Origin of the sequence: Sphingomonas yabuuchiae, assembly GCF_014199595.1 — a bacterium.
GTDB classification, from domain to species: Bacteria; Pseudomonadota; Alphaproteobacteria; order Sphingomonadales; family Sphingomonadaceae; genus Sphingomonas; species Sphingomonas yabuuchiae.
In genome coordinates this window covers 92,106-115,305 of the sequence record NZ_JACHNX010000008.1, presented here as the reverse complement: position 1 = coordinate 115,305, position 23,200 = coordinate 92,106, and the positions used below count along the sequence as shown (strand labels likewise).

27 protein-coding genes are annotated in these 23,200 nt (G+C 64.9%); 2 read left to right on the top strand and 25 right to left on the bottom strand.

Features of this window, described 5'->3' with window-relative positions:
* The 25 genes from nuoN to gap all read right to left on the bottom strand — a co-directional run bounded on the left by nuoN (position 1) and on the right by gap (position 22,376).
* Positions 1 to 1,464, bottom strand: coding sequence for an NADH-quinone oxidoreductase subunit NuoN (nuoN, locus tag GGQ89_RS11535; protein WP_184105884.1), 1,464 nt, complete (start codon positions 1,462 to 1,464; stop codon positions 1 to 3).
* Positions 1,464 to 3,014, bottom strand: coding sequence for an NADH-quinone oxidoreductase subunit M (locus GGQ89_RS11530; RefSeq protein WP_056438088.1), 1,551 nt, complete (start codon positions 3,012 to 3,014; stop codon positions 1,464 to 1,466). The genes nuoN and GGQ89_RS11530 overlap by 1 nt, the downstream gene beginning before the upstream one ends.
* Positions 3,015 to 3,021: 7 nt before the next feature.
* Complete coding sequence (gene nuoL, locus GGQ89_RS11525; RefSeq protein WP_184105941.1) at positions 3,022 to 5,136, bottom strand: NADH-quinone oxidoreductase subunit L; 2,115 nt, start codon at positions 5,134 to 5,136, stop codon at positions 3,022 to 3,024.
* Entirely contained in the window at positions 5,136 to 5,444 is a 309-nt protein-coding gene (gene nuoK, locus GGQ89_RS11520; protein ID WP_007404079.1) for an NADH-quinone oxidoreductase subunit NuoK, read from the bottom strand. The genes nuoL and nuoK overlap by 1 nt, the downstream gene beginning before the upstream one ends.
* Positions 5,441 to 6,052: an NADH-quinone oxidoreductase subunit J gene (locus tag GGQ89_RS11515; RefSeq protein WP_007404217.1), complete on the bottom strand. Its 612-nt coding sequence runs from the start codon at positions 6,050 to 6,052 to the stop codon at positions 5,441 to 5,443. Before GGQ89_RS11515 ends, nuoK begins: the two co-directional genes overlap by 4 nt.
* 49 nt (positions 6,053 to 6,101) lie before the next feature.
* Positions 6,102 to 6,587, bottom strand: a complete 486-nt coding sequence (nuoI, locus tag GGQ89_RS11510) for an NADH-quinone oxidoreductase subunit NuoI (RefSeq protein ID WP_042483186.1) — start codon at positions 6,585 to 6,587, stop codon at positions 6,102 to 6,104.
* Positions 6,584 to 7,639 carry an NADH-quinone oxidoreductase subunit NuoH gene (gene nuoH, locus GGQ89_RS11505; protein WP_184105883.1) on the bottom strand — a complete coding sequence of 352 codons (1,056 nt, stop codon included), beginning with the start codon at positions 7,637 to 7,639 and terminating at the stop codon, positions 6,584 to 6,586. Before nuoH ends, nuoI begins: the two co-directional genes overlap by 4 nt.
* Positions 7,636 to 9,654 carry an NADH-quinone oxidoreductase subunit NuoG gene (nuoG, locus tag GGQ89_RS11500; protein WP_184105882.1) on the bottom strand — a complete coding sequence of 673 codons (2,019 nt, stop codon included), beginning with the start codon at positions 9,652 to 9,654 and terminating at the stop codon, positions 7,636 to 7,638. The genes nuoH and nuoG overlap by 4 nt, the downstream gene beginning before the upstream one ends.
* Positions 9,654 to 10,964, bottom strand: a complete 1,311-nt coding sequence (gene nuoF / locus GGQ89_RS11495; protein ID WP_056438101.1) for an NADH-quinone oxidoreductase subunit NuoF — start codon at positions 10,962 to 10,964, stop codon at positions 9,654 to 9,656. The genes nuoG and nuoF overlap by 1 nt, the downstream gene beginning before the upstream one ends.
* Positions 10,964 to 11,638: a complex I 24 kDa subunit family protein gene (locus GGQ89_RS11490; RefSeq protein WP_056438103.1), complete on the bottom strand. Its 675-nt coding sequence runs from the start codon at positions 11,636 to 11,638 to the stop codon at positions 10,964 to 10,966. Before GGQ89_RS11490 ends, nuoF begins: the two co-directional genes overlap by 1 nt.
* Positions 11,638 to 12,873, bottom strand: a complete 1,236-nt coding sequence (locus GGQ89_RS11485; RefSeq protein ID WP_076716689.1) for an NADH-quinone oxidoreductase subunit D — start codon at positions 12,871 to 12,873, stop codon at positions 11,638 to 11,640. The genes GGQ89_RS11490 and GGQ89_RS11485 overlap by 1 nt, the downstream gene beginning before the upstream one ends.
* On the bottom strand, positions 12,870 to 13,706 hold the full coding sequence (locus GGQ89_RS11480; RefSeq protein WP_184105881.1) for an NADH-quinone oxidoreductase subunit C: 837 nt from the start codon (positions 13,704 to 13,706) through the stop codon (positions 12,870 to 12,872). Before GGQ89_RS11480 ends, GGQ89_RS11485 begins: the two co-directional genes overlap by 4 nt.
* Positions 13,703 to 14,287, bottom strand: coding sequence for a NuoB/complex I 20 kDa subunit family protein (locus GGQ89_RS11475; protein WP_206378809.1), 585 nt, complete (start codon positions 14,285 to 14,287; stop codon positions 13,703 to 13,705). The genes GGQ89_RS11480 and GGQ89_RS11475 overlap by 4 nt, the downstream gene beginning before the upstream one ends.
* Entirely contained in the window at positions 14,278 to 14,652 is a 375-nt protein-coding gene (gene ndhC, locus GGQ89_RS11470; protein ID WP_056438114.1) for an NADH-quinone oxidoreductase subunit A, read from the bottom strand. Before ndhC ends, GGQ89_RS11475 begins: the two co-directional genes overlap by 10 nt.
* 194 nt (positions 14,653 to 14,846) lie before the next feature.
* Positions 14,847 to 15,659, bottom strand: coding sequence for an inositol monophosphatase family protein (locus GGQ89_RS11465; protein WP_056438117.1), 813 nt, complete (start codon positions 15,657 to 15,659; stop codon positions 14,847 to 14,849).
* 129 nt (positions 15,660 to 15,788) lie between these two features.
* Complete coding sequence (efp, locus tag GGQ89_RS11460; protein WP_007403968.1) at positions 15,789 to 16,352, bottom strand: elongation factor P; 564 nt, start codon at positions 16,350 to 16,352, stop codon at positions 15,789 to 15,791.
* Between the two features lie 74 nt (positions 16,353 to 16,426).
* The gene (locus tag GGQ89_RS11455) at positions 16,427 to 16,990 is read right to left on the bottom strand and encodes a M23 family metallopeptidase (RefSeq protein ID WP_244955782.1); all 564 of its coding nucleotides are present in this window, start codon (positions 16,988 to 16,990) and stop codon (positions 16,427 to 16,429) included.
* Between the two features lie 44 nt (positions 16,991 to 17,034).
* Positions 17,035 to 17,175, bottom strand: coding sequence for a hypothetical protein (locus GGQ89_RS11450; RefSeq protein WP_184105879.1), 141 nt, complete (start codon positions 17,173 to 17,175; stop codon positions 17,035 to 17,037).
* An 89-nt stretch (positions 17,176 to 17,264) separates the two neighbouring features.
* Positions 17,265 to 17,948 carry a thiamine phosphate synthase gene (gene thiE, locus GGQ89_RS11445; protein ID WP_184105878.1) on the bottom strand — a complete coding sequence of 228 codons (684 nt, stop codon included), beginning with the start codon at positions 17,946 to 17,948 and terminating at the stop codon, positions 17,265 to 17,267.
* A gap of 103 nt (positions 17,949 to 18,051) precedes the next feature.
* Entirely contained in the window at positions 18,052 to 18,960 is a 909-nt protein-coding gene (locus GGQ89_RS11440; RefSeq protein WP_056438469.1) for a class I fructose-bisphosphate aldolase, read from the bottom strand.
* A 36-nt stretch (positions 18,961 to 18,996) separates the two neighbouring features.
* Positions 18,997 to 19,323: a type II toxin-antitoxin system PemK/MazF family toxin gene (locus GGQ89_RS11435; RefSeq protein ID WP_184105877.1), complete on the bottom strand. Its 327-nt coding sequence runs from the start codon at positions 19,321 to 19,323 to the stop codon at positions 18,997 to 18,999.
* Positions 19,320 to 19,550, bottom strand: a complete 231-nt coding sequence (gene relB / locus GGQ89_RS11430) for a type II toxin-antitoxin system RelB family antitoxin (RefSeq protein ID WP_056438126.1) — start codon at positions 19,548 to 19,550, stop codon at positions 19,320 to 19,322. The genes GGQ89_RS11435 and relB overlap by 4 nt, the downstream gene beginning before the upstream one ends.
* 143 nt (positions 19,551 to 19,693) lie before the next feature.
* The gene (locus GGQ89_RS11425; RefSeq protein WP_184105876.1) at positions 19,694 to 20,893 is read right to left on the bottom strand and encodes a phosphoglycerate kinase; all 1,200 of its coding nucleotides are present in this window, start codon (positions 20,891 to 20,893) and stop codon (positions 19,694 to 19,696) included.
* Complete coding sequence (locus GGQ89_RS11420) at positions 20,890 to 21,366, bottom strand: MOSC domain-containing protein (RefSeq protein ID WP_240456371.1); 477 nt, start codon at positions 21,364 to 21,366, stop codon at positions 20,890 to 20,892. The genes GGQ89_RS11425 and GGQ89_RS11420 overlap by 4 nt, the downstream gene beginning before the upstream one ends.
* Positions 21,366 to 22,376 carry a type I glyceraldehyde-3-phosphate dehydrogenase gene (gene gap / locus GGQ89_RS11415; RefSeq protein ID WP_056438132.1) on the bottom strand — a complete coding sequence of 337 codons (1,011 nt, stop codon included), beginning with the start codon at positions 22,374 to 22,376 and terminating at the stop codon, positions 21,366 to 21,368. Before gap ends, GGQ89_RS11420 begins: the two co-directional genes overlap by 1 nt.
* A 191-nt stretch (positions 22,377 to 22,567) precedes the next feature.
* Here gap and GGQ89_RS11410 point away from each other — a divergent pair, with 191 nt between their 5' ends.
* The gene (locus GGQ89_RS11410) at positions 22,568 to 22,765 is read left to right on the top strand and encodes a hypothetical protein (RefSeq protein WP_184105875.1); all 198 of its coding nucleotides are present in this window, start codon (positions 22,568 to 22,570) and stop codon (positions 22,763 to 22,765) included.
* Positions 22,765 to 23,070, top strand: coding sequence for a cell division protein ZapA (locus GGQ89_RS11405; RefSeq protein ID WP_056438138.1), 306 nt, complete (start codon positions 22,765 to 22,767; stop codon positions 23,068 to 23,070). The genes GGQ89_RS11410 and GGQ89_RS11405 overlap by 1 nt, the downstream gene beginning before the upstream one ends.
* Positions 23,071 to 23,200 lie beyond the last annotated feature (130 nt).

The window sequence follows — 23,200 nt, the reverse complement described above, 5'->3', positions numbered from 1 at the left end:
TCAGAACAGCGCCCGAGCGGCTGCCAGCGACCAGGCGCCCAGCAGCGGGATCGCCAGATAGCCGACCGGCGAGACGAGCAGCGCCGACAGCGCGATCAGGCCGTTCTCGACGGGCTGAACGTCGCCATTCGCCCAGGCACCGGCGGGCTCATCGAAGAACATCGTCTTGATGATGCGCAGGTAGTAATAGGCACCGATCACCGAGGCGACGACACCAATCACCGCCAGCGGGAACAGCCCCGCCGCGACCGCCGCATTGAACACAGCGAACTTGGCGTAGAAGCCGAGCAGCGGCGGAATGCCTGCGACCGAGAACATGAAGAAGGCCATGGCCCAGGCCAGCGCCGGACGCGTGCGCGACAGGCCCGACAGGCTGGCGATCGACTCGAGCGGATTGCCGTCCTCGTCGCGCATGCGGATGACGATCAGGAACGCACCCAGCGTCATGATGACGTAGATGGTGAGGTACGTCAGCACCGCCGCGACGCCCTGTGCCGTACCTGCCGCCAGACCGATGAGCGCAAAGCCGACATTGTTGATCGACGAGTAAGCGAGCAGCCGCTTGATATTGGTCTGCCCAATGGCCGCGACTGCGCCGAGGATGATCGACGCCAGCGCCGCGAAGGTCACGATCTGCTGCCACTGCTGCGCGGCCGAGCCCATCGCCTCGACGGCGACACGAACCGCCAGCGCCATCGCCGCGACCTTGGGGGCCGAGGCGAAGAAGGCCGTCACCGGGGTCGGCGCGCCTTCATAGACGTCCGGCGTCCACATGTGGAACGGCACCGCCGACATCTTGAACGCCAGCCCGGCGAACACGAACACCAGACCGAACATCAGGCCCAGCGAACGCGTACCAGCAGCGGCATCGCGACCATAGGCCAGGGCGATCTGGGCAAAGTCGGTCGAACCCGAGAAGCCGTAGACCAGCGAGATACCGTAAAGCAGGATGCCCGAGGCGAGCGCGCCGAGGACGAAATACTTCAAACCCGCTTCGGCCGAACGACCGTCGCGACGCATGAAGCTCGCCAGCACATAAGCCGACAGACTCTGCAGTTCGAGACCGACATAGAGGGTCAGCAGGTCGCCCGCCGACACCATCATGCCCATGCCGACCGAAGAGAGCAGCATGAGGATCGGATATTCGGGACGCAGACCCTCACCCGGCGAGCGGGCGAAAAAGCGCGGCGCCATGATGATCGCCACCGCGGTCGCCAGATAGATCAGGACCTTGGCGAAACCGGCAAAGGCGTCGGCGCGGTACAGACCGCCAAAGGCGAGACCGCCGGTGGTCGACGGACCGGCCAGCGCGACCATCGCGCCGGCCAGCACGAACACCGCCGCGATCGAGATGCCGCGCGTGGCGTTCGTCCCGCCCCAGGCGGCGACGAGCATCAGCGCGATCGCGCCGAGGGTCAGCACCAGCTCGGGCAGGACCATCAAAAGGTTCAACGAATAGCTCATCAGTGCGCCTCCCCGTGCGCAGCTTGGTGCTCAGGGGCATGGGTGGTGGCGAGCGCAGGGTTACCGGCGGTCGGACGGCTGTCCGAACCCGGATTGGCCCGGTCGATCCGCTGCAACAGGACCGTGACGTCCTTGCGCATCGGCGCGAGGAAGCTCTCGGGATAGACACCCATCCACAGCGTCACCGCCGCGATCGGCGCCAGCAGCCACAGCTCACGGCTCGTCAGGTCCGGCATCGCCGCCACTTCATCCGACTTGATCTCGCCATAGGCGACCCGCCGGTAGAGGTAGAGCATATAGGCCGCACCCAGGATGATGCCGGTGGTGCAGAGCAACGCCGTCCAGGTCGACACCTGATAGGTGCCCATCAGCGACAGAAACTCGGCGACGAAGCCGCTGGTGCCCGGCAGACCGATCGACGCCATGGTGAAGAACAGGAACAGCACGGCGTATTTGGGCATGTTGATCGACAGCCCGCCGTAGCGCGCGATCTCTCGGGTATGCAGCCGGTCATAGATGACGCCGACGCACAGGAAGAGCGCGCCCGACACCAGACCGTGACTGAGCATCATGATCATCGCGCCTTCGATGCCCTGCTGGTTGAAGGCATAGAGGCCGATGGTCACGATCGCCATGTGCGCGACCGACGAATAGGCGATCAGCTTCTTCATGTCGGACTGCACCAGCGCGACCAGCGAGGCATAGATCACCGCCACCGCCGAGAGCGCGAAGATCAGCCAGGTCAGCTGCCCGCTTGCCTCCGGGAACATCGGCAGCAGGAAGCGCAGGAAGCCATAGCCGCCCAGCTTCAGCAGCACGCCCGCCAGAATGACCGAGCCCGCCGTCGGCGCCTGGACGTGCGCGTCGGGAAGCCAGGTGTGGACCGGCCACATCGGCATCTTGACCGCAAACGAGGCGAAGAAGGCGATCCACAACCAGGTCTGGACCGAGGCCGGGAAGTCATAGGCGAGAAGCGCCGGGATCGAGGTCGTGCCCGCCGTGCGCGCCATATAGAGCATCGCGACGAACATGAGGAGCGAGCCAAGCAGCGTGTACAGGAAGAACTTGTACGACGCGTAGATGCGGTTCGCCCCGCCCCAGATACCGATGATCAGATACATCGGGATCAGACCGGCTTCGAAGAAGACGTAGAAGAGGAACAGGTCCTGCGCCGCGAAGGTGCCGATCATCAGCACTTCGGTGAACAGGAACAGGCCCATATATTCCGGGACCCGCTTGTCGATCGCGCGCCAGCTGGCGCCGATGCAGATCGGCATCAGGAACACGCTGAGCATGATCAGCAGCAGCGCAAAACCGTCGATGCCGAGCGACCAGCCGAACGGGCCGAAGATGCCGGGGGCATGTTCGACGAACTGCCACTGGGCGCCGCCCACATCGAACTGCGTCCAGAGCACGATGCCCAGGGCGAAGTCGATCAGCGTGGCGGCAAGCGCCAGCATGCGCGCACCGTTTGCGGAGAGGAAAAGGCAGGCGATCGCGGCAATGGCCGGGACCGCCAGCATGACGGAGAGGATCGGGAAGCCCTGCATCACGCGATCAACCCAAAATGGCCCAGGTGACGGCCGCGGTCAGGCCGATCAACATGACGAAGGCATAGCTGTAGAGGTATCCCGTCTGGAAGCGCGCCGCACCCTTGCTGCCGAGCTGGACGAGCCAGGCGACACCATTGGGGCCGAAGCGGTCGATCGTCTTCTCGTCGCCACGGTGCCACAGCAACCGGCCGATCGCGAAGGCGGGGCGCACGAAGAGGAAATGGTAGATCTCGTCGAAATACCATTTGTTGAGGAGGAAGCGGTACAGAATGCGGAACTGGTCCGCGAACTTGGCCGGGAACTCCGGTGCACGGATATAGGTCAGATACGCGGTCAGCAGACCGAGCAGCATCACCACCGTCGCCGACAGCTTCACCCACACCGGCACGCCGTGCATCGCGTGCATCAGATGCTCGTTGAAGGCGATCGCCCCCTTCCAATAGCTCTCGCCCGCTTCCGGCTCGATGAACCAGCCATGGAAGACGAAGCCCGCCGCGATCGCGCCGATCGACAGGACGATCAGCGGGATCAGCATGACCAGCGGGCTCTCATGCGGATGATAGCCCCCCGTGCCTTCCGGCACATCGGTGTGGCCCGCATCGTGCGTATGCGGCTCGTGACCGGCATCTTCCGAATGCGCGTCGTTGTGATGCGCGTCGTGAGCGTGACCATGGGCATGATCGTCATGGCCGTGGCCATGCGCGTCATGGATCGCGTGCTGGATATGCTCCGACCCGGTCCAGCGCGGCTTGCCCCAGAAGGTCAGGAACATCAGGCGCCACGAATAGAAGCTGGTCAGCAGCGCGGCGATGACGCCCGCCCAGAAGGCGAAGCCCGAACCACCCGCATAGGCGACTTCGATGATCGCGTCCTTCGAGTGGAAGCCCGCGAAACCGAACGCCATCGGGTTGCCGAACAGAGCCGGGATGCCGACGCCGGTGATCGCCAGCGTACCCATCATCATCGCCCAGAAGGTGAGCGGGATGTGGCGACGCAAACCGCCATAATAACGCATGTCCTGCTCATGGTGCATCGCATGAATCACCGAGCCCGCACCCAGGAACAGCAGCGCCTTGAAGAAGGCGTGCGTGAACAGGTGGAACATCGCCGCGCCATACGCGCCGACACCGGCCGCGAAGAACATATAGCCGAGCTGCGAACAGGTCGAATAGGCGATGACGCGCTTGATGTCGGTCTGCACCGTGCCGACAGTCGCGGCAAAGAAGCAGGTGCAGGCCCCGATCACGGTGATGACGCCCAGCGCGGTCGGCGACGTTTCGAACATCGGCGACAGGCGGCACACCATGAACACGCCCGCGGTGACCATGGTCGCCGCGTGGATCAGCGCCGAAACCGGGGTCGGGCCTTCCATCGCGTCCGGCAGCCAGGTGTGGAGGCCAAGCTGCGCTGACTTGCCCATCGCGCCGACGAACAGCAGCAAGCAGAGCACGGTCATCGTGTCGAAACGATAGCCCAGGAAGCCGATGGTCGAGCCCGCCATGCCGGGGGCCGCCGCCAGGATCGCCGGGATCGAGACGGTCCCGAAAACCAGGAAGGTGCCGAAGATGCCGAGCATGAAGCCGAGGTCGCCTACGCGGTTGACGACGAACGCCTTGATCGCGGCCGCATTGGCCGAGGGCTTGCGGAACCAGAAGCCGATCAGCAGGTAGGACGCGAGACCCACGCCTTCCCAACCGAAGAACATCTGGACCAGATTGTCCGCCGTCACGAGCATCAGCATCGCGAAGGTAAAGAGGCAGAGATAGGCGAAGAAGCGCGGCTGATCCGGCTCCTCGCTCATATAGCCCCAGCTATAGAGGTGGACGAGCGCCGAGACGCTGGTGATGACCACCAGCATGATCGCGGTCAGCGAGTCGACGCGCAGCGCCCAGTCGACCGACATGGTGCCGCTGGTGATCCAGTGGAGCACCGGCGTGACGGTCGCGACGTTGGCGCCCGACAGATAGCCGATGAAGATCGGCCATGAGAGGGCACAGGAAATGAACAGCGCGCCGGTCGTGACGACCTTGGCGGGCACGTTCCCGATGGCCTTGTTGCCGAACCCCGCAATGGCGGCGGCCAGCAACGGCAGGAAGACGATAGCGAGGATCAACCCGATTACCCCTTCATCCGGTTGACGTCGTCGACCGCGATGGTGCCGCGGCCACGGAAATAGATGACCAGGATCGCCAGACCGATCGCCGATTCACCGGCGGCCACGGTCAGCACGAACATGGCGAAGACCTGACCCACCAGATCCTGAAGCGCGGCCGAAAAGGCGACCAGGTTCAGGTTCACGGCGAGCAGGATGAGCTCGATCGCCATGAGGATGACGATCAGGTTCTTCCGATTGAGGAAGATACCCAGCACCCCCATGGTGAACAGGATCGCTGCAACGACCAGATAATGGACGAGACCGATCGTCACAGTTCCACCCCCTGCCCGATGGGCTGATTGATGTTGCGGATCGCCTCATGCGGCTGACGCGCATTCTGCTTGGCGATGTTCTGCGGACGGACGCCGCCCCGCTTGCGATGCGTGAGCACGATCGCGCCGATCATCGCGACGAGCAGGACCAGGCCCGCACCCTCGAAGATGAACAGATAACGCGTGTACAGCAGGTTGCCGATCGCCTGGATGTTGGACACCTCTGGCGCGATCGGGGCCGCACGGGCCGCCAGTTGCACGCCGCCGACGCTCCATGCCTGGAAGGCGATGATGACCTCGGCCAGCAAGGCGACGGCGAGTGCCAGGCCCAGCGGCAGATAGCGCGCAAAGCCCGCCCGCATCGCCGCGACCTCGATATCGAGCATCATGACGACGAAGAGGAACAAGACTGCGACCGCGCCCACATAGACGATGACGAGCAGCATCGCGATGAACTCGGCCCCGCACAGCACCATGAGGCCCGCGGCGTTGAAGAACGCCAGGATCAGCCACATGACCGAGTGCACCGGATTGCGCGACGCGATCGTGAGCCCTGCGGACACGATCACCACGGTCGCGAAAATATAGAAGGCGATAGCCTGTATCACTGCCTGTCAGGCCCCTTTTCTGTCCGCCCCGAACCGTTGGTCGCGGGCTTTAACGGTACGGCGCATCGGCGGCAAGGTTCGCCGCGATCGCGCTTTCCCAGCGGTCACCGTTATCGAGCAACTTCGACTTGTCGTAGATCAGCTCTTCGCGGGTCTCGGTCGAAAATTCGAAATTCGGACCCTCGACGATCGCATCCACGGGGCAAGCCTCCTGGCACAGCCCGCAATAGATGCACTTGGTCATGTCGATGTCGTAGCGCGTCGTGCGGCGGCTGCCGTCGTCGCGGGGTTCCGCCTCGATCGTGATCGCCTGGGCGGGGCAGATCGCCTCGCACAGCTTGCACGCGATGCACCGCTCCTCGCCGTTGGGATAGCGACGCAGCGCGTGCTCGCCCCGGAAGCGCGGAGAGATGGGGTTCTTCTCGAACGGATAGTTGATCGTCGCCTTCGGCTTGAAGAAGTAGCGAAGGGTCAGCGCATGGCCCTTCACGAACTCCCACAGCGTAAAAGCCTTGACGTACTGAGCGACGCTCATGCCGGAACTCCCACGCGCGCATACATCAGCACGCCAGACACCAAGAATACCCAGAACAGCGACACCGGCAGGAACACCTTCCAGCCCAGCCGCATCAGCTGGTCGTACCGGTAACGCGGTACGGTCGCCTTCACCCAGGAAAACACGAAAAAGAAGAAGCACATCTTCAGCAGCAGCCAGACGATGCCCGGCACGACATAGAGCGGCGCCCAGTCGAAGGGCGGCAGATAGCCACCCCAGAACAGGATCGCGTTCAGTGCGCACATCAGGATGACGTTGGCGTACTCGCCCAGCCAGAACAGCGCGAACGACATCGAGCTGTATTCGGTCTGGTAACCCGCGACGAGCTCCGACTCCGCTTCGGTCAGATCGAACGGCGCGCGCTGCGTCTCGGCCAGTGCCGAGATGAAGAACATCACCGCCATCGGGAAGAGCAGCGGATTGAGGAAGAAGCCGTTGACCGGAATCCCCAAAACGCTCTTCTGCGCCTCGACGATGTCGGTCAGGTTGAAGCTGCCCGACCACATCACGACCGAAATCAGGATGAAGCCGATCGCGACTTCATAGGACACCATCTGCGCGGCGGCACGAAGCGCCGAGTAGAAGGGATATTTCGAGTTCGACGCCCAGCCCGACAGGATCACGCCGTACACGCCGAGCGACGAGGCCGCGAGAACGTACAGCAGGCCGACATTGATGTTCGCGACGACCACGCCCGGCTGGAACGGCACCACCGCCCAGACGATCAGTGCGACCGTGAAGGTGATGATGGGCGCCAGCAGGAACAGCCCGCGATTGGCGGCCGAGGGAACGATGGTTTCCTGAAGGAAGACCTTCAGACCGTCGGCGAAGGACTGGAGCAGACCGAAGGGGCCGACCACGTTCGGACCCCGGCGCAGCGCCATCGCCGCCCAGATCTTGCGGTCGACATAGATGACCATCGCGACGGCCAGCATCAGCGGCAGCGCGATCGCCAGGATCCCGACCAAAGTCGCGATCGCCCAGGCCCAGCCATAAGGAAGGCCGAGCGTCGTGTTGAAAAACGCGGTCACTCCGCTGCCTCCGCATAGGTCTCACCATGGACCAGTTCGGCCGAGCAGCGCTGCATCGTCGGGCTGGCGCGGCAGATCGCGTTGGTGAGGTAGAAGTCCTTGATCGGGTAACCCTCCAGCGTACCGGACGCGGTCGCGTTCAGCGACGGCGCGGCCCAGTCGAAGGTGACGAGGCCGACCTTACCCAGCGCCGGAACCTCTGCGGCCATGGCGGCGCGCAGCTCTTCCAGCGTATCGAACGGCAGGGTCTGGCCCAGCACTTCGGACAGCGCGCGGAAGATCGTCCAGTCGTCGCGCGCGTCGCCCGGTGCGAACACCGCACGGTCGCCGCGCTGCACCCGGCCTTCCAGATTGACCCAGGTCCCCGACTTCTCGGCAAAGGTGGCGCCCGGCAGGATGACATCGGCGTGATGTGCACCCTTGTCGCCATGATGGCCGACGAACACCTTGAAGCTGCTGCCGAACTTAGCGAAGTCCACCTCGTCGGCGCCCAAGAAGAAGGCGAGCTTCGGCGCGGCCGAAACCACGTCCGCGATGCCGCCCTTCTGCGCGTAACCGAGCATCAGGCCGCCCATGCGAGCCGCCGCCATGTGAACGACGTTATAGCCGTTCCATGCCGAACCGTCTTCCAGCGTCCGCACCAGATTGAACTGGTCGACCAGCTTCAGGCTCGCGCCATGCGCGCCCTTCAGCGCCGCACCGCCGACGATCACCATCGGACGCGCGGCCTTGCCGAACAGCTCGGTGACGGCCTCGGGGAGGTTGCCCAGCGCCGACAGATCGGCCCCCAGCCACTCGACCTTGTAGGTCAGATCGGTTTCGGGGCCGATCGCGAAGACCTTGGCACCCTTCTTGATCGCCTTGCGGATACGGGTGTTCACCAGCGGCGCTTCCCAGCGCAGGTTGGTGCCGATCAGCAGGATCGCATCGGCCTTTTCGACGCCCGCGATGGTCGTGTTGAAGTTGACCGCAGCCAGGCTGGACGTGTCGTAATCCATGCCGGTCTGACGGCCTTCGATCAGGCTCGAACCCATCTTGGCCAGCAGCGCCTTGGCAGCGAACATCGTCTCGCAATCGACCAGATCACCGGCGATCGCGGCGACGCTCGAACCGGCGTTCACGTCGCGGATCGCGGCGAAGGCCTCGTCCCAGGTGGCGGGAACCAGCTTGCCGTCGCGGCGGACGAACGGACGGTCGAGACGACGACGGACCAGGCCGTCGATCGCGTGACGCGTCTTGTCGCTCGCCCACTCCTCGTTCACCTCGTCGTTGATGCGCGGCACGCAGCGCAGCACCTGACGACCACGGCTGTCGAGGCGGATATTGGTGCCGACCGCGTCCATCACGTCGATGGCCAGCGTCTTCTTCAGCTCCCAGGGACGCGCCTCGAACGCATAGGGCTTGGACGTCAGCGCGCCCACCGGGCACAGGTCGACGACATTGCCCGAAAGCTCGCTCGACACGGCCTGTTCGAGGTACGAGGTGATCTGCATGTTCTCGCCGCGATAGATCGCGCCGATTTCCTCCACGCCCGCGACCTCTTCGGCGAAGCGGACGCAGCGGGTGCACTGGATGCAGCGGGTCATGACCGTCTTGACGATCGGACCCATGTACTTCTCGGTGACGGCCCGCTTGTTTTCGTCATAGCGGCTATGGCCTTTGCCATAGGCCATGGACTGGTCCTGCAGGTCGCACTCGCCGCCCTGATCGCAGATCGGGCAGTCCAGCGGGTGGTTGATCAGCAGGAATTCCATCACGCCTTCGCGCGCGGCCTTCACCATCGGGGTGGTGGTGAAGATCTCCTGATTGTCCGCCGCCGGAAGCGCGCAGCTCGCCTGCGGCTTGGGGGGCCCAGGCTTCACCTCGACCAGGCACATGCGGCAATTGCCCGCGATGGACAGCCGCTCGTGATAGCAGAAGCGCGGGATTTCCTTGCCCGCAAGCTCGCAGGCCTGCAGCACGGTGGCGCCCTGCGGCACCTCGATCTCGACGCCGTCGACTTTGACCTTAGGCATTATTCGGCAGCTTCCATCATCGGGGCGTTGCCGCCCGTCTCGCCTTTGCGTTCGCGAATGCGGCGTTCCATCTCCGGGCGGAAGTGGCGGATCAGGCCCTGGATCGGCCAGGCCGCCGCGTCGCCGAGCGCGCAGATGGTGTGGCCTTCGACCTGCTTCGTCACCTGGAACAGCGTGTCGATCTCGGCCACATCGGCATCGCCGGTACGCATCCGCTCCATCACGCGCCACATCCAGCCGGTGCCTTCACGGCACGGCGTGCACTGGCCGCAGCTCTCATGCTTGTAGAAATAGGACAGACGGCTGATCGCGCGGACGATGTCGGTCGACTTGTCCATGACGATGACGGCCGCCGTGCCGAGACCCGACCCGACCGCCTTCAGGCCGTCGAAATCCATCGGCGCGTCCATGATCTCGGCGGCAGGCACCAACGGCACCGACGAGCCGCCCGGGATCACCGCGAGCAGATTGTCCCAGCCGCCGCGGATGCCACCGCAATGCTTCTCAATCAACTCGCGGAAGCTGATCGACATGCTTTCCTCGACCACACAGGGGCGATCGACATGGCCGGAAATCTGGAAGAGCTTGGTGCCCTTGTTGTTCTCGCGCCCGAAGGAGGAGAACCACTCGGCCCCGCGACGCAGGATGGTCGGTGCGACCGCGATCGATTCCACGTTGTTGACCGTCGTCGGGCAGCCATAGAGGCCCGCACCCGCCGGGAAAGGCGGCTTCAGGCGCGGCTGGCCCTTCTTGCCCTCCAGGCTCTCGATCATCGCGGTTTCTTCGCCGCAGATATACGCGCCCGCACCACGGTGCACGAACACGTCGAAGTCATAGCCCGAGCCACAGGCATTCTTGCCCAGGAAACCCCGGTTATACGCCTCGGCGACCGCCGCGAACAGCGTCTCCGCCTCACGGATATATTCGCCGCGAATATAGATATAGGCCGCCCGCGCGCGCATCGCGAAGCCCGCGACCAGCGCGCCCTCGATCAGCTTGTGCGGATCGTGGCGGATGATCTCGCGGTCCTTGCACGAACCCGGCTCGGATTCGTCGGCGTTGATGACCAGGAAGCTCGGCCGATCGGGGCGCGGTTCCTTGGGCATGAAGCTCCACTTCATGCCGGTCGGGAAGCCCGCACCGCCGCGCCCGCGCAGACCCGACGCCTTGATGACGTCAATGATCTTGTCCTGGCCCAGTTCGAGCAGCGCCTTGGTATTGTCCCAATCGCCGCGCTTCATCGCCGCGTCGACGTTCCACGGCTGGTAGCCGTAGAGATTGGTGAAAATGCGGTCCTTGTCAGCGAGCATTATGCGCCCCACTCCCCGCGATAGTCGTGATTGTCGCCGACCATGGCGGTCAGCGTGGTCGGACCGCCGATCGGCTCGACCGTGTGGCGACCCGGCTCCTGCGTGCCGGTCTTGGGGCTCTCGCCCCGCGCCAGCGCTTCCAGGATCGTGACCGTACGATCGTAATCCAGATCTTCGTAATTGTCGTCGTTGATCTGGACCATCGGTGCCGAGGCGCAATTGCCCATGCACTCGACCTCGGTCAGCGTGAACATGCCGTCGGGCGTGGTCTTGCCCTTGATCAGACCCTTGTTCTTGCACGCCGCCAGCACGTCGTCCGACCCGCGCAGCATGCACGGCGTCGTGCCGCACACCTGAACGTGATAGCGGCCGACCGGCGCGAGGTTGAACATCGTGTAGAAGGTCGCGACCTCATAGATGCGCATGTACGCAACACCCAGCTGGCGCGCGACGAACTCGATCACCGGCACGGGCAGCCAGCCCTGGGTCTGCGTCTCCGCACCGACCTGGCGCTGGGCCAGATCGAGGAACGGGATCGAGCAGGACTGTTCGCGACCCTTGGGATAGCGCGCGAGGATCTCGTTCGCCTTCTTCTGGTTCTCGTCGGTCCATGCAAAATTGCCCCAGCGGGCGCGGACTTCGGCCTCGTCGGGGATGTTGGGAGCGTCAGCCATTAGCGGTCACATTCACCAAAAACGATGTCCATCGCGCCTAAGATCGCGGTCGTGTCCGCCAGCATGTGCCCCTTGGACATGAATTCCATGGCCTGGAGATGGCTGAACGCGGTCGGGCGGATCTTGCAGCGATAGGGTTTGTTCGATCCGTCGGAGACGAGATACACGCCGAATTCGCCCTTGGGGCTTTCGGTCGCGACATACACCTCCCCGGCGGGGACGTGATACCCTTCGGTATAGAGCTTGAAGTGGTGGATCAGCGCTTCCATCGAGCGCTTCATCTCACCGCGCTTGGGCGGCGTGACCTTGCGATCGGTCGCCATCACCGGACCTTCGGGCATCTGTGCCAGGCACTGCTTCATGATGCGGGCCGACTGGCGCACTTCCTCGACGCGCACCATGAACCGGTCATAGCAGTCGCCGCTCGTGCCCACCGGCACGTCGAAGTCCACCTTGTCATAGGCGTCGTAGGGCTGCGACTTGCGCAGGTCCCACGGAATGCCCGAGCCACGGATCATCGGGCCGGAGAAGCCCCACTTGATCGCGTCCTCGCGGTTCACCACTGCGATGTCGACATTGCGCTGCTTGAAGATGCGGTTGTTCGCCACCAGGCTGATCGCGTCCTCGAACAGGCGCGGCAGACGGGTGTCGAGCCAGTCGGCGATATCGGTCAGCAGCTTGAGCGGGACGTCCTGATGGACGCCGCCGACGCGGAAATAATTCGCGTGCATGCGCGCGCCGGAGGCCCGCTCATAGAAGTTCATGCAGTCTTCGCGGATCTCGAACAGCCACAGGTTCGGCGTCATCGCGCCGACGTCCATGACGTGGCTGCCGATGTTGAGCATGTGGTTCGAGATACGCGTCAGCTCGGCGAAGAAGGTCCGCAGATACTGGGCGCGCAGCGGCACTTCCAGGTCGAGCAGCTTCTCGACCGCCAGCACGAAGCTGTGCTCCATGCACATCGGCGAGCAATAATCGAGCCGATCGAAATAGGGCAGCGCCTGCGAATAGGTCTTGTATTCGATCAGCTTCTCGGTGCCGCGATGCAGCAGGCCGACATGCGGATCGACCCGCTCGACGATCTCGCCGTCCAGCTCCATGACGAGGCGAAGCACCCCGTGCGCCGCCGGATGCTGCGGGCCGAAGTTGATCGTATAGTTCTGGATCGACACGTCGCCCGTGGTCGGGTCAACGGCGTCCGTCTTGTGGAGCAGTTCGTCGACGTAGTCGCTCACTGATTCTGTCCTCCGCCCTTGCCCGGCACGACATCCGGGTCCTGGGGCTTACCTTCGGCCTTGTTGCCCGGATGCGGTTCGCCCGCGCCCGTCTGCTTGGGGCTTTCGGTGGTCTTCGTCTCGGGCGCGTTGGCGGCGACGGTCTTGTCCGGCGCGGCATCGGCCTTCTTCACCGCGTCCGCACTGGCCGGGGTCTGCGCGCCCTTGCCCTGCGGCTGCGAGCCCTTCTCGTCGCCCGGAAGGACATATTCGGCACCTTCCCACGGGCTCTGGAAGTCGAAATTGCGGAAGTCCTGCGCCAGCTTCACCGGCTCATAGACGACACGCTTTTCCTCTTCGGAATACCGCAGCTCGGTATAGCCGGTCAGCGGGAAGTCCTTGCGCAGCGGGTGGCCGCGAAAGCCATAGTCGGTCAGGATGCGACGCAGGTCGCTATTGCCCGAGAACAGCACGCCGTACAGGTCATAGACCTCGCGCTCCAGCCAGCCCGCGACCGGCCACAGTCCCGTCACCGACGGCACCGGCTTGTCCTCGTCGGTCGAGACATGGACGTGCAGGCGGTGGTTGCGGGTCAGCGAGAGCAGGCAATAGACCACCTCGAAACGCTCGTCGCGCTCGGGATAGTCGACGCCCGCTATCTCCATCAGCTGCTGATATTCCAGCCCCTTGGTATCGCGCAGCGCGATCATGGCCGGGACCAGGTTCGCACGATCGACGACCAGAGCGACCTCGCCGACATGCTCGCGCGCGTCGAGCAGCCAGGGGCCGAGCGCGGCGCGGGCCGCATCGATCACGCCGTCATTGGCGGCATAACGGGGAGCAGGCGCCCTCACCGTTCGATGCTCCCGGCGCGGCGGATCTTCCGCTGCAGCTGCATCACGCCGTACAACAGCGCTTCGGCGGTCGGCGGGCAACCAGGGACATAGATGTCCACGGGCACGATCCGGTCACAGCCGCGCACCACCGAATAGCTGTAATGATAGTAGCCGCCGCCATTGGCGCAGCTGCCCATCGAGATGACGTATTTCGGGTTCGACATCTGGTCGTACACACGACGCAGCGCCGGGGCCATCTTGTTGCACAGCGTACCCGCGACGATCATCACGTCCGACTGGCGCGGCGACGCGCGCGGCGCGGCACCGAAGCGCTCCAGATCGTAACGCGGCATGTTCACGTGGATCATCTCCACCGCGCAGCATGCCAGACCGAAGGTCATCCACCAGAGCGAGCCGGTGCGCGCCCATTGGAACAGCTCCTCGGTCGAGGTGACGAGGAAGCCCTTGTCGGTCAGTTCGCCGTTGAGCCCGTCGAAAAAGCCCTGATCGGGCTGAATGACAGCCTGGCCATCATGGGCGAGTCCGCCATGGGCCTGCGGCTTGAACTCAACCGGACCGGAGTGAAGATTTACTCCCAATCCAACGCTCCCTTCTTCCACGCATAGACGAGACCCAGCGCGAGCTCGCCGATGAAGATCATCATCGAAAACCAGGCAGTCCAGCCGAGGCTGAAGACGCTGACCGCCCAGGGATACAGAAACGCCGCTTCCAGATCGAAGATGATGAACAGGATGGCGACGAGGTAGAAACGCACGTCGAACTGGCTGCGCGGGTCTTCGAACGCGGGGAAGCCGCACTCATATTCAGACAGCTTCTGCTCGTTGGGCTTATGGGCACCGGTCAGGCGCGCCACGAGCATCGGCAGAAACACGAAAGCCGTCGACAGAACCAGGGCAACGCCCAGGAACAGGAGGATCGGCAGATATTGCGACAGATCGACCAAGTTTTTCTCTCGCAGATGCGGAACTGGATGCGATGGCTTTAGGCCGATGGGTCGGCCGGAGCAAGCCAGCGAAGGCATGAGAATGAATCGCAAGTGAACGCCGTCACCCGCCGTCATCCTCGAATTTTTACATGGTAATCCAGTGGCTTGAGCGCAAGGGGCAGGCCCCATTGCGCTCAAATCCCACCAAATTCTTAACGCAGCGCGTTGGCCAGCAGCTTGTGCAGCTTGGAATGCAGGCCCTCATTGGCCGCCAGATACTCGCCGCGCTCGAGCGACTTGTCGCTGCCACGGAAGTCGCTGACGAAACCGCCCGCTTCTCGCACCAGCAGCATACCCGCCGCCGCGTCCCAGGGCTTCAGGCCCGACTCCCAGAAACCGTCGTAACGGCCCGCCGCGACCCAGGCGAGATCGAGCGCGGCCGAGCCGAAGCGGCGGATACCGGCAACCTGCGGGGCGATCGCACCGAAAATGCGGCTCCACTGGACAAAATCGCCATGACCCAGGAACGGGATGCCGGTGGCGATCAAGGCCTCCGACAGATCGCGGCGCGACGAGACACGCAGGCGGCCGTCCTGCAACCACGCGCCCCGGCCCTTCTCGGCCCAGAAGCTCTCATCGGTCAGCGGCTGATAGATCAGGCCGGTCGTCACTTCGCGCTTGCCGTTCGCCAGCGGCTCCTCGACCGCGATCGAGATGGCGAAGTGCGGGATGCCGTGCAGGAAGTTCGAGGTGCCGTCGAGCGGGTCGATGATAAAGCGCGGCTTGGACGGATCGCCCTTGATCTCGCCGCCCTCCTCCATGAGGAAGTTCCAGTCGGGACGCGCCTTCTTCAGTTCCTCGAAGACGGTTTCCTCGGCACGCTTGTCGGCCATCGACACGAAGTCGGCGGGCCCCTTGCGGCTGACCTGGAGGTGCTGGACCTCGTTGAAGTCGCGGCGGAGACGCGGGGCGGCCTTGCGCGCGGCGCGTTCCATGATGGTGAGAAGCCCGGAGTGCGAGGCCATGATCGTCCTTTCGATCGCGCCGCTGCTTGCCCAGGGCGCTCCAATTGAAAAGGCCCGCCGCGAACGACGGGCCGGGACGGCGGATGACGGGGTCGCGCTCAGGTCGCGCCAGTCATCCGCCGATCGTGATTAGTCCGCGCGGCGGACGTAGGTCTGTTCGTACACGTCGACGACGATGCGCGTGCCCGACGCGATGTGCGGCGGCACCATCACGCGGACGCCATTGTCGAGAATGGCGGGCTTGTACGAGGACGAGGCGGTCTGCCCCTTCACCACGGCGTCGGCCTCGACGATGGTGGCTTCGATCTGGTCGGGAAGCTGGACCGAGATCGGCTTTTCCTCGTGCAGCTCCATCACGACATCCATGCCGTCCTGCAGGAACGCGGCGGCATCGCCCAGCAGGTCGCGCGGCAGCGTGATCTGCTCATAGCTTTCCTTGTCCATGAAGGTCAGGTCGTCGCCTTCCGCGAACAGGAACTGGAAGTCCTTGGTATCCAGGCGGACGCGCTCGACCGTCTCGGCGGAGCGGAAGCGGACGTTCGTCTTGCGGCCGTCGATGAGGTTCTTCATCTCGACCTGCATATACGCACCGCCCTTGCCGGGCTGGGTGTGCTGAATCTTCACGGCGCGCCAGATGCCGCCTTCATACTCGATGATGTTGCCGGGACGAATGTCCACGCCGCTGATCTTCATGGGTCTTCAACCTGCTGGAAAGAGCGAAGGACACCGGTGCGACAAACGCGACCCGACATCCTGTGTCGGCCGCTTTAACGCGAAGCGGTCTTTCCGGCAAGCAGCGGATAGGGGTCGACCGGCTCGCCCTGATACCAGCGATCCCCGGCGCGCATCCAGCTGACCGCGAAATGCAGATGGGTGTTGCCCGCCCCCGCATTGCCGCTGTCGCCGACATAACCGACGAGCTGGCCCTGACGGACCTGCTGCCCTTCGGCCAGTCCCGGCGCATAGCCCTTCAGATGCGCGTAATAGAGCATCCAGCGGCGATCGGGCGAGCGGATATAAACGGTATGGCCGCCGCGATCGCTGTCGAAGAGCTTTTCGACCGTGCCGGACAGGGCGGCGACGACCGGCGTTCCGCCCGGCGCCATCAGGTCGAGCCCCTGATGCTTGCGCTGGCCACCTTCGCGCGGATCGCCCCAGTCGTGACGCAGCGAGGAAACCGGATAATCGGCGATCGGCATGGCGAGCGATGCCGAACTGCCCGCCGCCGCCTGTCTGGCCGGTGCCGCGACATCCGGCACGACGACTTCGCCGGGCCCGAAGGACAGCATCGACAGGAAACCGCCGACCGCAACCACGATCAGGCCCAGCATCACCCAACCGAAACGCGACAGCGGCCCCCTGCCCCCGCCACGTCTCATCGCGTCGGCACCGATGGCGCGTCGACGGCGGCCTGTCGTGACAGATTGCCGTGCAGTCCGTCCGATGCCGGATGGGTGCCGACCGCCACCAGCGCCATGGCCACGCCGCCGACAAGGGCGATTGCCAGTCTCTTCACGCTCGCTCCTTAACCCGTGGATCGATCACAGGTTAAACGCGGCGCCCCGCGCTTGTTTCCTAAGCGGAACGGATAGACCGGGGAAAGGCTCAGCCCAGCAGCTCGGCAAAGGCCTTAATCGCCGCCGCCTCGTCGCCGTTCCACACCGCGCCCGACACCGCCAGGAAGTCCGCCCCCGCCTTGACCAAAGGCGCGGCGTTGGCGGGGGTGATCCCACCGATCGCGACACAGGGCAGTTCGAACAGGGCCGACCACCAGGACAGGACGACCGGCTCGGGCCGATGCTTGGTTTCCTTGGTGGCGGTGGGGTAGAAGGCGCCGAACGCGACATAGTCCGCGCCCGCCTCGCCCGCTTCCATCGCCAGGTGACGGCTGTCGTGGCAGGTCACGCCGATCTGCACCGTGGGGCCGAGCACATCGCGCGCCTCGCGGGCGTCGCCGTCTTCCTGCCCTAGATGCACACCGTCCGCACCCAGCCGCTTGGCCAGGCTGATGCTGTCATTGACGATGAAGGCGACCTCGCGGTCGGCACAGATACGCTGAAGCGGCTCGGCCAGTTTGGCGGCGGTGTGCTGATCCATGTCCTTGACGCGGAACTGGAAGGCCGCGACCGGCCCGGCATCGAGCGCACGCGCGAGACGGTCGGCGAAACCGCCGGTCACGTCGAGCGGCGAGATCAGGTAAAGCTGGCAGGGCGGGCGCCGCACGTCGCGGGTAAAGGCTGCCGCGAAATTGGGATCGAGCGGGCCGAGGGGATCGTCATCAAGCGTCATGGCCCCTCCCCTAGCGCCTGACGCGGCCTCCGTCACCTATGGCGAGCGGATAAGGAATGGGCGTCCCGGTTCCCCAACCGGAACGCCCAACCCTAGCAAGAACTTATTCTTCGTTCTTGTAGATCGCGATCAGCTTGTCGAGCATCGCCAGCGCCTCGTCACGCGGACGCTGGAAGGTGTTGCGGCCGATGATCGAGCCGTTGCCGCCACCGTCACGAATGTCGCGCGCGTCCTGATAGACGGCATCGGCCCCCTTGGCCGCGCCGCCCGAGAAGACGACGATACGGCGGCCCGCGAAGCTGGACTGCACCACATGGCGCACCCGGTCGGCCTGGTTCGACCAGTCGGTGCCTTCATAGACCTTCTTAGCTTCGGCCTGTTCGATATGGTCGCTGGGCAGCTTCACCTTGATGATGTGGGCACCGAGCAGCGCGGCCATGTGCGCGGCATAGGCGCCGACGTCGAGCGCCAGCTCGCCGTCCTTGGTCAGCTTGCCGCCGCGCGGATAGCTCCAGATGACGGTGGCGAGACCCGCCTCGCGCGCTTCGGCGGACAGGATCGCGATCTGGTCCATCGCGTCGAAAATGCCGTCCGAGCCCGGATAGATGGTAAAGCCGATCGCCGCGCAGCCCAGCCGCACCGCGTCCTGCACGCTGCCCGTCACGGCCTGGGTGATCGAGGTGCCCCAGCTGTTCGAGCTGTTGATCTTCAGGATGGTCGGGATCTGGCCCGCGAAGGTATCGGCCCCGGCCTCCAGCATGCCCAGCGGCGCGGCATAGGCCGACAGCCCGGCGTCGATCGCCAGCTGGAAATGGTAATGCGGGTCATAGGCGGGCGGGTTGACCGCGAAGCTGCGCGCCGGGCCGTGCTCGAACCCCTGGTCGACGGGCAGGATGATCAGCTTGCCGGTGCCGCCCAGCTTGCCCTGCATCAAGATGCGGGCCAGGTTCGCCTTCACCGCGGCGGGCGTGCCTTCATATTTGTCGAGAATGGCCTTCACGGTCGGGGTCATCATGTCTCTCCAGATTGGTGTCGGGCTATAAAGGGATCAGAGCATCAGCCAGCGGCGCAGCGCCTGATCGACCTGCTCCATCCGGGTGGGGGAAGCATGGCCGATGACTTTGACGATATGGTTGCGGGGGATGGACAGAATCTTGTCCACCTGCACTTCGCACTCGACGGTCAGGCCGGTATGCTCGCGCGGGGAAAAGGCGACACGGAACAGCGCCTCGCCACCGACGACCGAGGTCATCGGGCAAACGGTGATGGTGTTGTGCGTCTCGTTATACAAATCCGACTGGACGACCAGAAACGGGCGATGGTCGCCCCCTTCTCCGGTCGTCGCCAGCACGATGGCGGCGTGCGAAATCGTCACGCCGCATCCTCCTTGGCCAGCCTGTTCCAAAAGGCAAAATCCTCGGGCGTGTCGCGCTTCGACGCGCGGGTCGACTGACGGCGCGCCTCGCGGCGATACGCCTCGTCATGCAGGTCGACATAGCGGCGTACGGCCTCGCGGGCGATGTCGCTCTTGCTGCGCCCCTGGGTGCGCGCGACAGCCGCCAGCCGCTCTTCCAATTCGGTATCGAGGCGGACGCCGAGCATTGCCACTTCCTTCGTTTAACGCGTTTAACCTAGCAAGTCCGGCGCGGCGGATCAAGCGGCTGTCTGACCAATTTCGACGCCCATGAAAAAACCCCGCCGCCCGGAAGGCGACGGGGTGATTGTCACGCCGAATGGATCGGCCGTCAGGCGGTCAGCGCGGCGACGCCGGGCAGGTCCTGCCCTTCCATCCATTCCAGGAACGCGCCGCCAGCGGTCGAGACGAAGGTGAACTGCGTGCCCACCCCCGCCTGGTTAAGCGCAGCGACGGTATCGCCGCCACCCGCGACGGAGACGAGGCTGCCGTCCTGGGTCAGCGCTGCCGCGGTCTTGGCGAGCGCGACGGTCGCCATGTCGAAGGGCGGCGTCTCGAATGCGCCGAGCGGACCGTTCCAGACCAGCGTACGACAGTTCTTCAGCACATCGCCCAGCGCCTCGACGGCATTGGGGCCGAGGTCGAGGATCATCTCATCACCGGCGACTTCGTGCACGTTAACGGTGCGCGTCTCGGGGTTCGGCTTGAATTCCTTGGCGACCACGACGTCGTACGGCAGGTGGACCGTGCAGCCCGCCTTGTCGGCGGCGTCGAGGATTTCCTCGGCGGTGCCGGTCAGGTCATGCTCGCACAGCGACTTGCCCACATCGACCCCGCGCGCGGCGAGGAAGGTGTTGGCCATGCCGCCGCCGATGATGAGGTGATCGACCTTGCCGACCAGATGCTTGAGCACGGCGAGCTTGGTCGAGACCTTGGCGCCGCCGACGACGGCCGCGACCGGGTGCTCGGGATTGCCCAGCGCCTTTTCCAGCGCGTCGAGTTCGGCCTCCATCGCGCGACCCGCAAAGGCCGGAAGCTGGCGTGCCAGCCCCTCGGTCGAGACGTGCGCGCGGTGCGCAGCCGAGAAGGCGTCGTTGACGTACAGGTTGCCCAGCTTGGCGATCTGTGCCGCCAGTTCCGGATCGTTCTTTTCCTCGCCCGCATGGAAGCGGGTGTTTTCCAGGATCGCGATATCGCCGGGGTTCAGCGTCGCGACGGCGGCCTCCGCCGCCTCGCCCGCGACATCGTCGATGAAGCGGACCGGACGGCCCAGCACATCGCTATACGGTTGGGTCAGCATCGCCAGCGAGAATTCGGGGTTACGCTGCCCCTTGGGGCGGCCGAAATGGGCAAGGATCAGGACGATCGCGCCCTTGTCGGCCAGTTCGGTCACGGTCGCGATCGTCGCGCGCAGGCGGGTGTCGTCGGTGACGCGGCCATCGGCCATCGGCACGTTCAGATCCTCGCGGACCAGCACGCGCTTGCCCTGGACATCGCCCATATCGTCGAGCGTCTTGAAGGCCTTGGTCATGATTCCTCGATCCTGATGTTATCACCGATACGGATCGTGCCGCCCTCGATCACGCGGGTACATACGCCGCCGCGCCAGTCGGGGGTCAGGGCCGCCTGCAATCCGTCGGCGATTGCGTCCATGCGGTGGCATGGATCGCATTCCATGGTGATTTGGAGAAGGACAGTCCCGATACGCAGTCGGGTGCCCGGAATTTGGGGAAGGTCGAAATCCTCGACCAGCAGGTTCGCACGGCGCTCCTGCCAGGGGATGTCACGGCCGATCTCGGCCAGCGCCGCGTCCCAGTCGGCCCGCTCGATCAGCGTGACCTGCCGACGCCCGCGACCGCCGGGCTTGATCCGCCCGCGCACATCGCCTTCCACGCCGCCTTCCAGGGTGACGATGGCGGTGTCGATCACCTCCATCGGCCCCTTCGGCACGGCATGGCGGGCGATGCCGGCCAGACGCCCGGTCATCGCCCGCCCTTCGCTCATCAGAGGAACTTCGCCATCGCGGTCGCGGTGTCGACCATGCGGTTCGAGAAGCCCCATTCATTGTCGTACCAAGACACGACGCGTACCAGCTTGCCGTCGATCACCGCCGTCTCCAGGCTGTCGACGGTCGAGGACTGCGGCGAGTGCATCAGGTCGATCGAGACGAGCGGCTCGTCGGTGTAGACCAGCACGCCCTTCAGCGCCTCGCTCTCCGACGCGGCCTTCAGGATCGCGTTGACCTCTTCCTTGGTCGTGTCGCGCGCCGGGGTGAAGGTCAGGTCGACCAGGCTGACGTCCGGGGTCGGCACGCGGATGGCCGAGCCGTCCAGCTTGCCCTTCAGCTCGGGCAGAACCTCGCCCACCGCGCGGGCGGCACCCGTGGTGGTCGGGATCATCGACATGGCGGCGGCGCGCGCACGACGCAGGTCGGGGTGGATCTGGTCGAGGATCTTCTGGTCGTTGGTATAGGCGTGGACCGTGGTCATCAGGCCGCGCTCGATGCCGATCGCATCGTTCAGCACCTTGGCGACCGGCGCCAGGCAGTTGGTGGTGCACGAGGCGTTCGACACGATGGTGTGGTCGGCGGTCAGCTTGTCATGGTTGACGCCGTACACGACGGTCAGGTCGACATTCTTGCCCGGCGCCGAGATCAGCACCTTCTTGGCGCCCGCCGCGATATGCTTCTCGCACGATGCCTTGTCGGTGAAGAAGCCGGTGCACTCCAGGACCAGGTCGACGCCCAGTTCCTTGTGCGGCAGGTTCGCCGGATCGCGCTCGGCGGTGACGCGGATGCGCTTGCCGTCGATCACGATGTCGTTGCCCTCGGCCGACACTTCGCCCGGATAGCGGCCATGGATGCTGTCGCGGCTGAACAGCCAGGCGTTGGACTTGGCGTCGGCGAGATCGTTGATCGCGACGAGTTCCAGCGCGTCGCCGCCACGCTCGAGGATCGCGCGCGCCACCAGGCGACCGATGCGGCCGAAACCGTTGATTGCAACCTTGACCGTCATGCCAGCAAGCTCCTGTCTTCTACGGGCCGTGCCATGGACGGCACCGCCCCCGGTTGGATGGAGATCGTTTCGACGATTCCACCGTTCGCGCCACGCCTTTCGGAGCCGCGCGAGTGTCTGTCAACCGCCCGAGCGCCCCCTATCGTCCAATTCCGGGTTGCCGCATGAAACCAGCCTGCTAAGCCGCTTTCATGCCCGAACCTATTGCCGACGACGTCCTTTCCTCCGTCGAGCGGATCGACCGCGCCATCGCCCGCATCGAAGGGGCGATCCGAAACCGCGCCACCAAGGAAGACGCGCTTGCCCGCCGTCACGCCGCGCTGAAGGCGCGCATGGCCGAGGCGGTGACCGCGCTCGACGATGTCATCACCCGGGGGAGCGTCGCCTGATGGCCGAAGTGACGATCCAGGTCGGCGACCGCCCCCACACCGTCTATTGCCAGGACGGCGGCGAAGCACGTGTCCGCATGCTGGGCCAGATGCTCGACCAGCGCTGGTCGGCGGCGCTGCGGGCCTCGGGCGGCCATAATGGCGAACGGGCGCTGCTGTTCGTCTCGCTGATGCTGGCCGATGCGCTGGAAGAGGCCGAGCGGCGTCCGCCCGCCGGCGCGGCGGTCAGCGAGGCCGCGCTCGCCCGCATCGCCGAACGGTTGGAAGGACTGGCCGATGCGCTGGATGAGGAAAGCCGCCCTTGAGTAAAGCAGAGCCCTCGCCTACATGGGTCGGCGGCGGGCTCTGCCCGGTACGAGCCACGATAATCCCTGAGGCTATTCTTCATCCAAGGGGGCTGTCCCTGCCCGGACCCTGGTCCGACGTACATGGTCC

Coding starts and splice junctions, on each gene's coding strand:
- GGQ89_RS11455 (WP_244955782.1), bottom strand. CDS start 16,990: ATGCTGGGCCTGATCGTGGTTGCGGTCGGCGGTTTCCTGTCGATGCTG.
- GGQ89_RS11425 (WP_184105876.1), bottom strand. CDS start 20,893: ATGACCAAGGCCTTCAAGACGCTCGACGATATGGGCGATGTCCAGGGC.
- GGQ89_RS11405 (WP_056438138.1), top strand. CDS start 22,765: ATGGCCGAAGTGACGATCCAGGTCGGCGACCGCCCCCACACCGTCTAT.
- relB (WP_056438126.1), bottom strand. CDS start 19,550: ATGCTCGGCGTCCGCCTCGATACCGAATTGGAAGAGCGGCTGGCGGCT.
- GGQ89_RS11490 (WP_056438103.1), bottom strand. CDS start 11,638: ATGGCTGACGCTCCCAACATCCCCGACGAGGCCGAAGTCCGCGCCCGC.
- nuoI (WP_042483186.1), bottom strand. CDS start 6,587: ATGAGCGTCGCTCAGTACGTCAAGGCTTTTACGCTGTGGGAGTTCGTG.
- GGQ89_RS11410 (WP_184105875.1), top strand. CDS start 22,568: ATGCCCGAACCTATTGCCGACGACGTCCTTTCCTCCGTCGAGCGGATC.
- nuoF (WP_056438101.1), bottom strand. CDS start 10,964: ATGCTCGCTGACAAGGACCGCATTTTCACCAATCTCTACGGCTACCAG.
- nuoG (WP_184105882.1), bottom strand. CDS start 9,654: ATGCCTAAGGTCAAAGTCGACGGCGTCGAGATCGAGGTGCCGCAGGGC.
- GGQ89_RS11530 (WP_056438088.1), bottom strand. CDS start 3,014: ATGCAGGGCTTCCCGATCCTCTCCGTCATGCTGGCGGTCCCGGCCATT.
- efp (WP_007403968.1), bottom strand. CDS start 16,352: ATGAAGATCAGCGGCGTGGACATTCGTCCCGGCAACATCATCGAGTAT.
- thiE (WP_184105878.1), bottom strand. CDS start 17,948: ATGACGCTTGATGACGATCCCCTCGGCCCGCTCGATCCCAATTTCGCG.
- GGQ89_RS11465 (WP_056438117.1), bottom strand. CDS start 15,659: ATGGCCTCGCACTCCGGGCTTCTCACCATCATGGAACGCGCCGCGCGC.
- nuoN (WP_184105884.1), bottom strand. CDS start 1,464: ATGAGCTATTCGTTGAACCTTTTGATGGTCCTGCCCGAGCTGGTGCTG.
- GGQ89_RS11420 (WP_240456371.1), bottom strand. CDS start 21,366: ATGAGCGAAGGGCGGGCGATGACCGGGCGTCTGGCCGGCATCGCCCGC.
- GGQ89_RS11440 (WP_056438469.1), bottom strand. CDS start 18,960: ATGACCCCGACCGTGAAGGCCATTCTCGACAAATATGAAGGCACGCCC.
- gap (WP_056438132.1), bottom strand. CDS start 22,376: ATGACGGTCAAGGTTGCAATCAACGGTTTCGGCCGCATCGGTCGCCTG.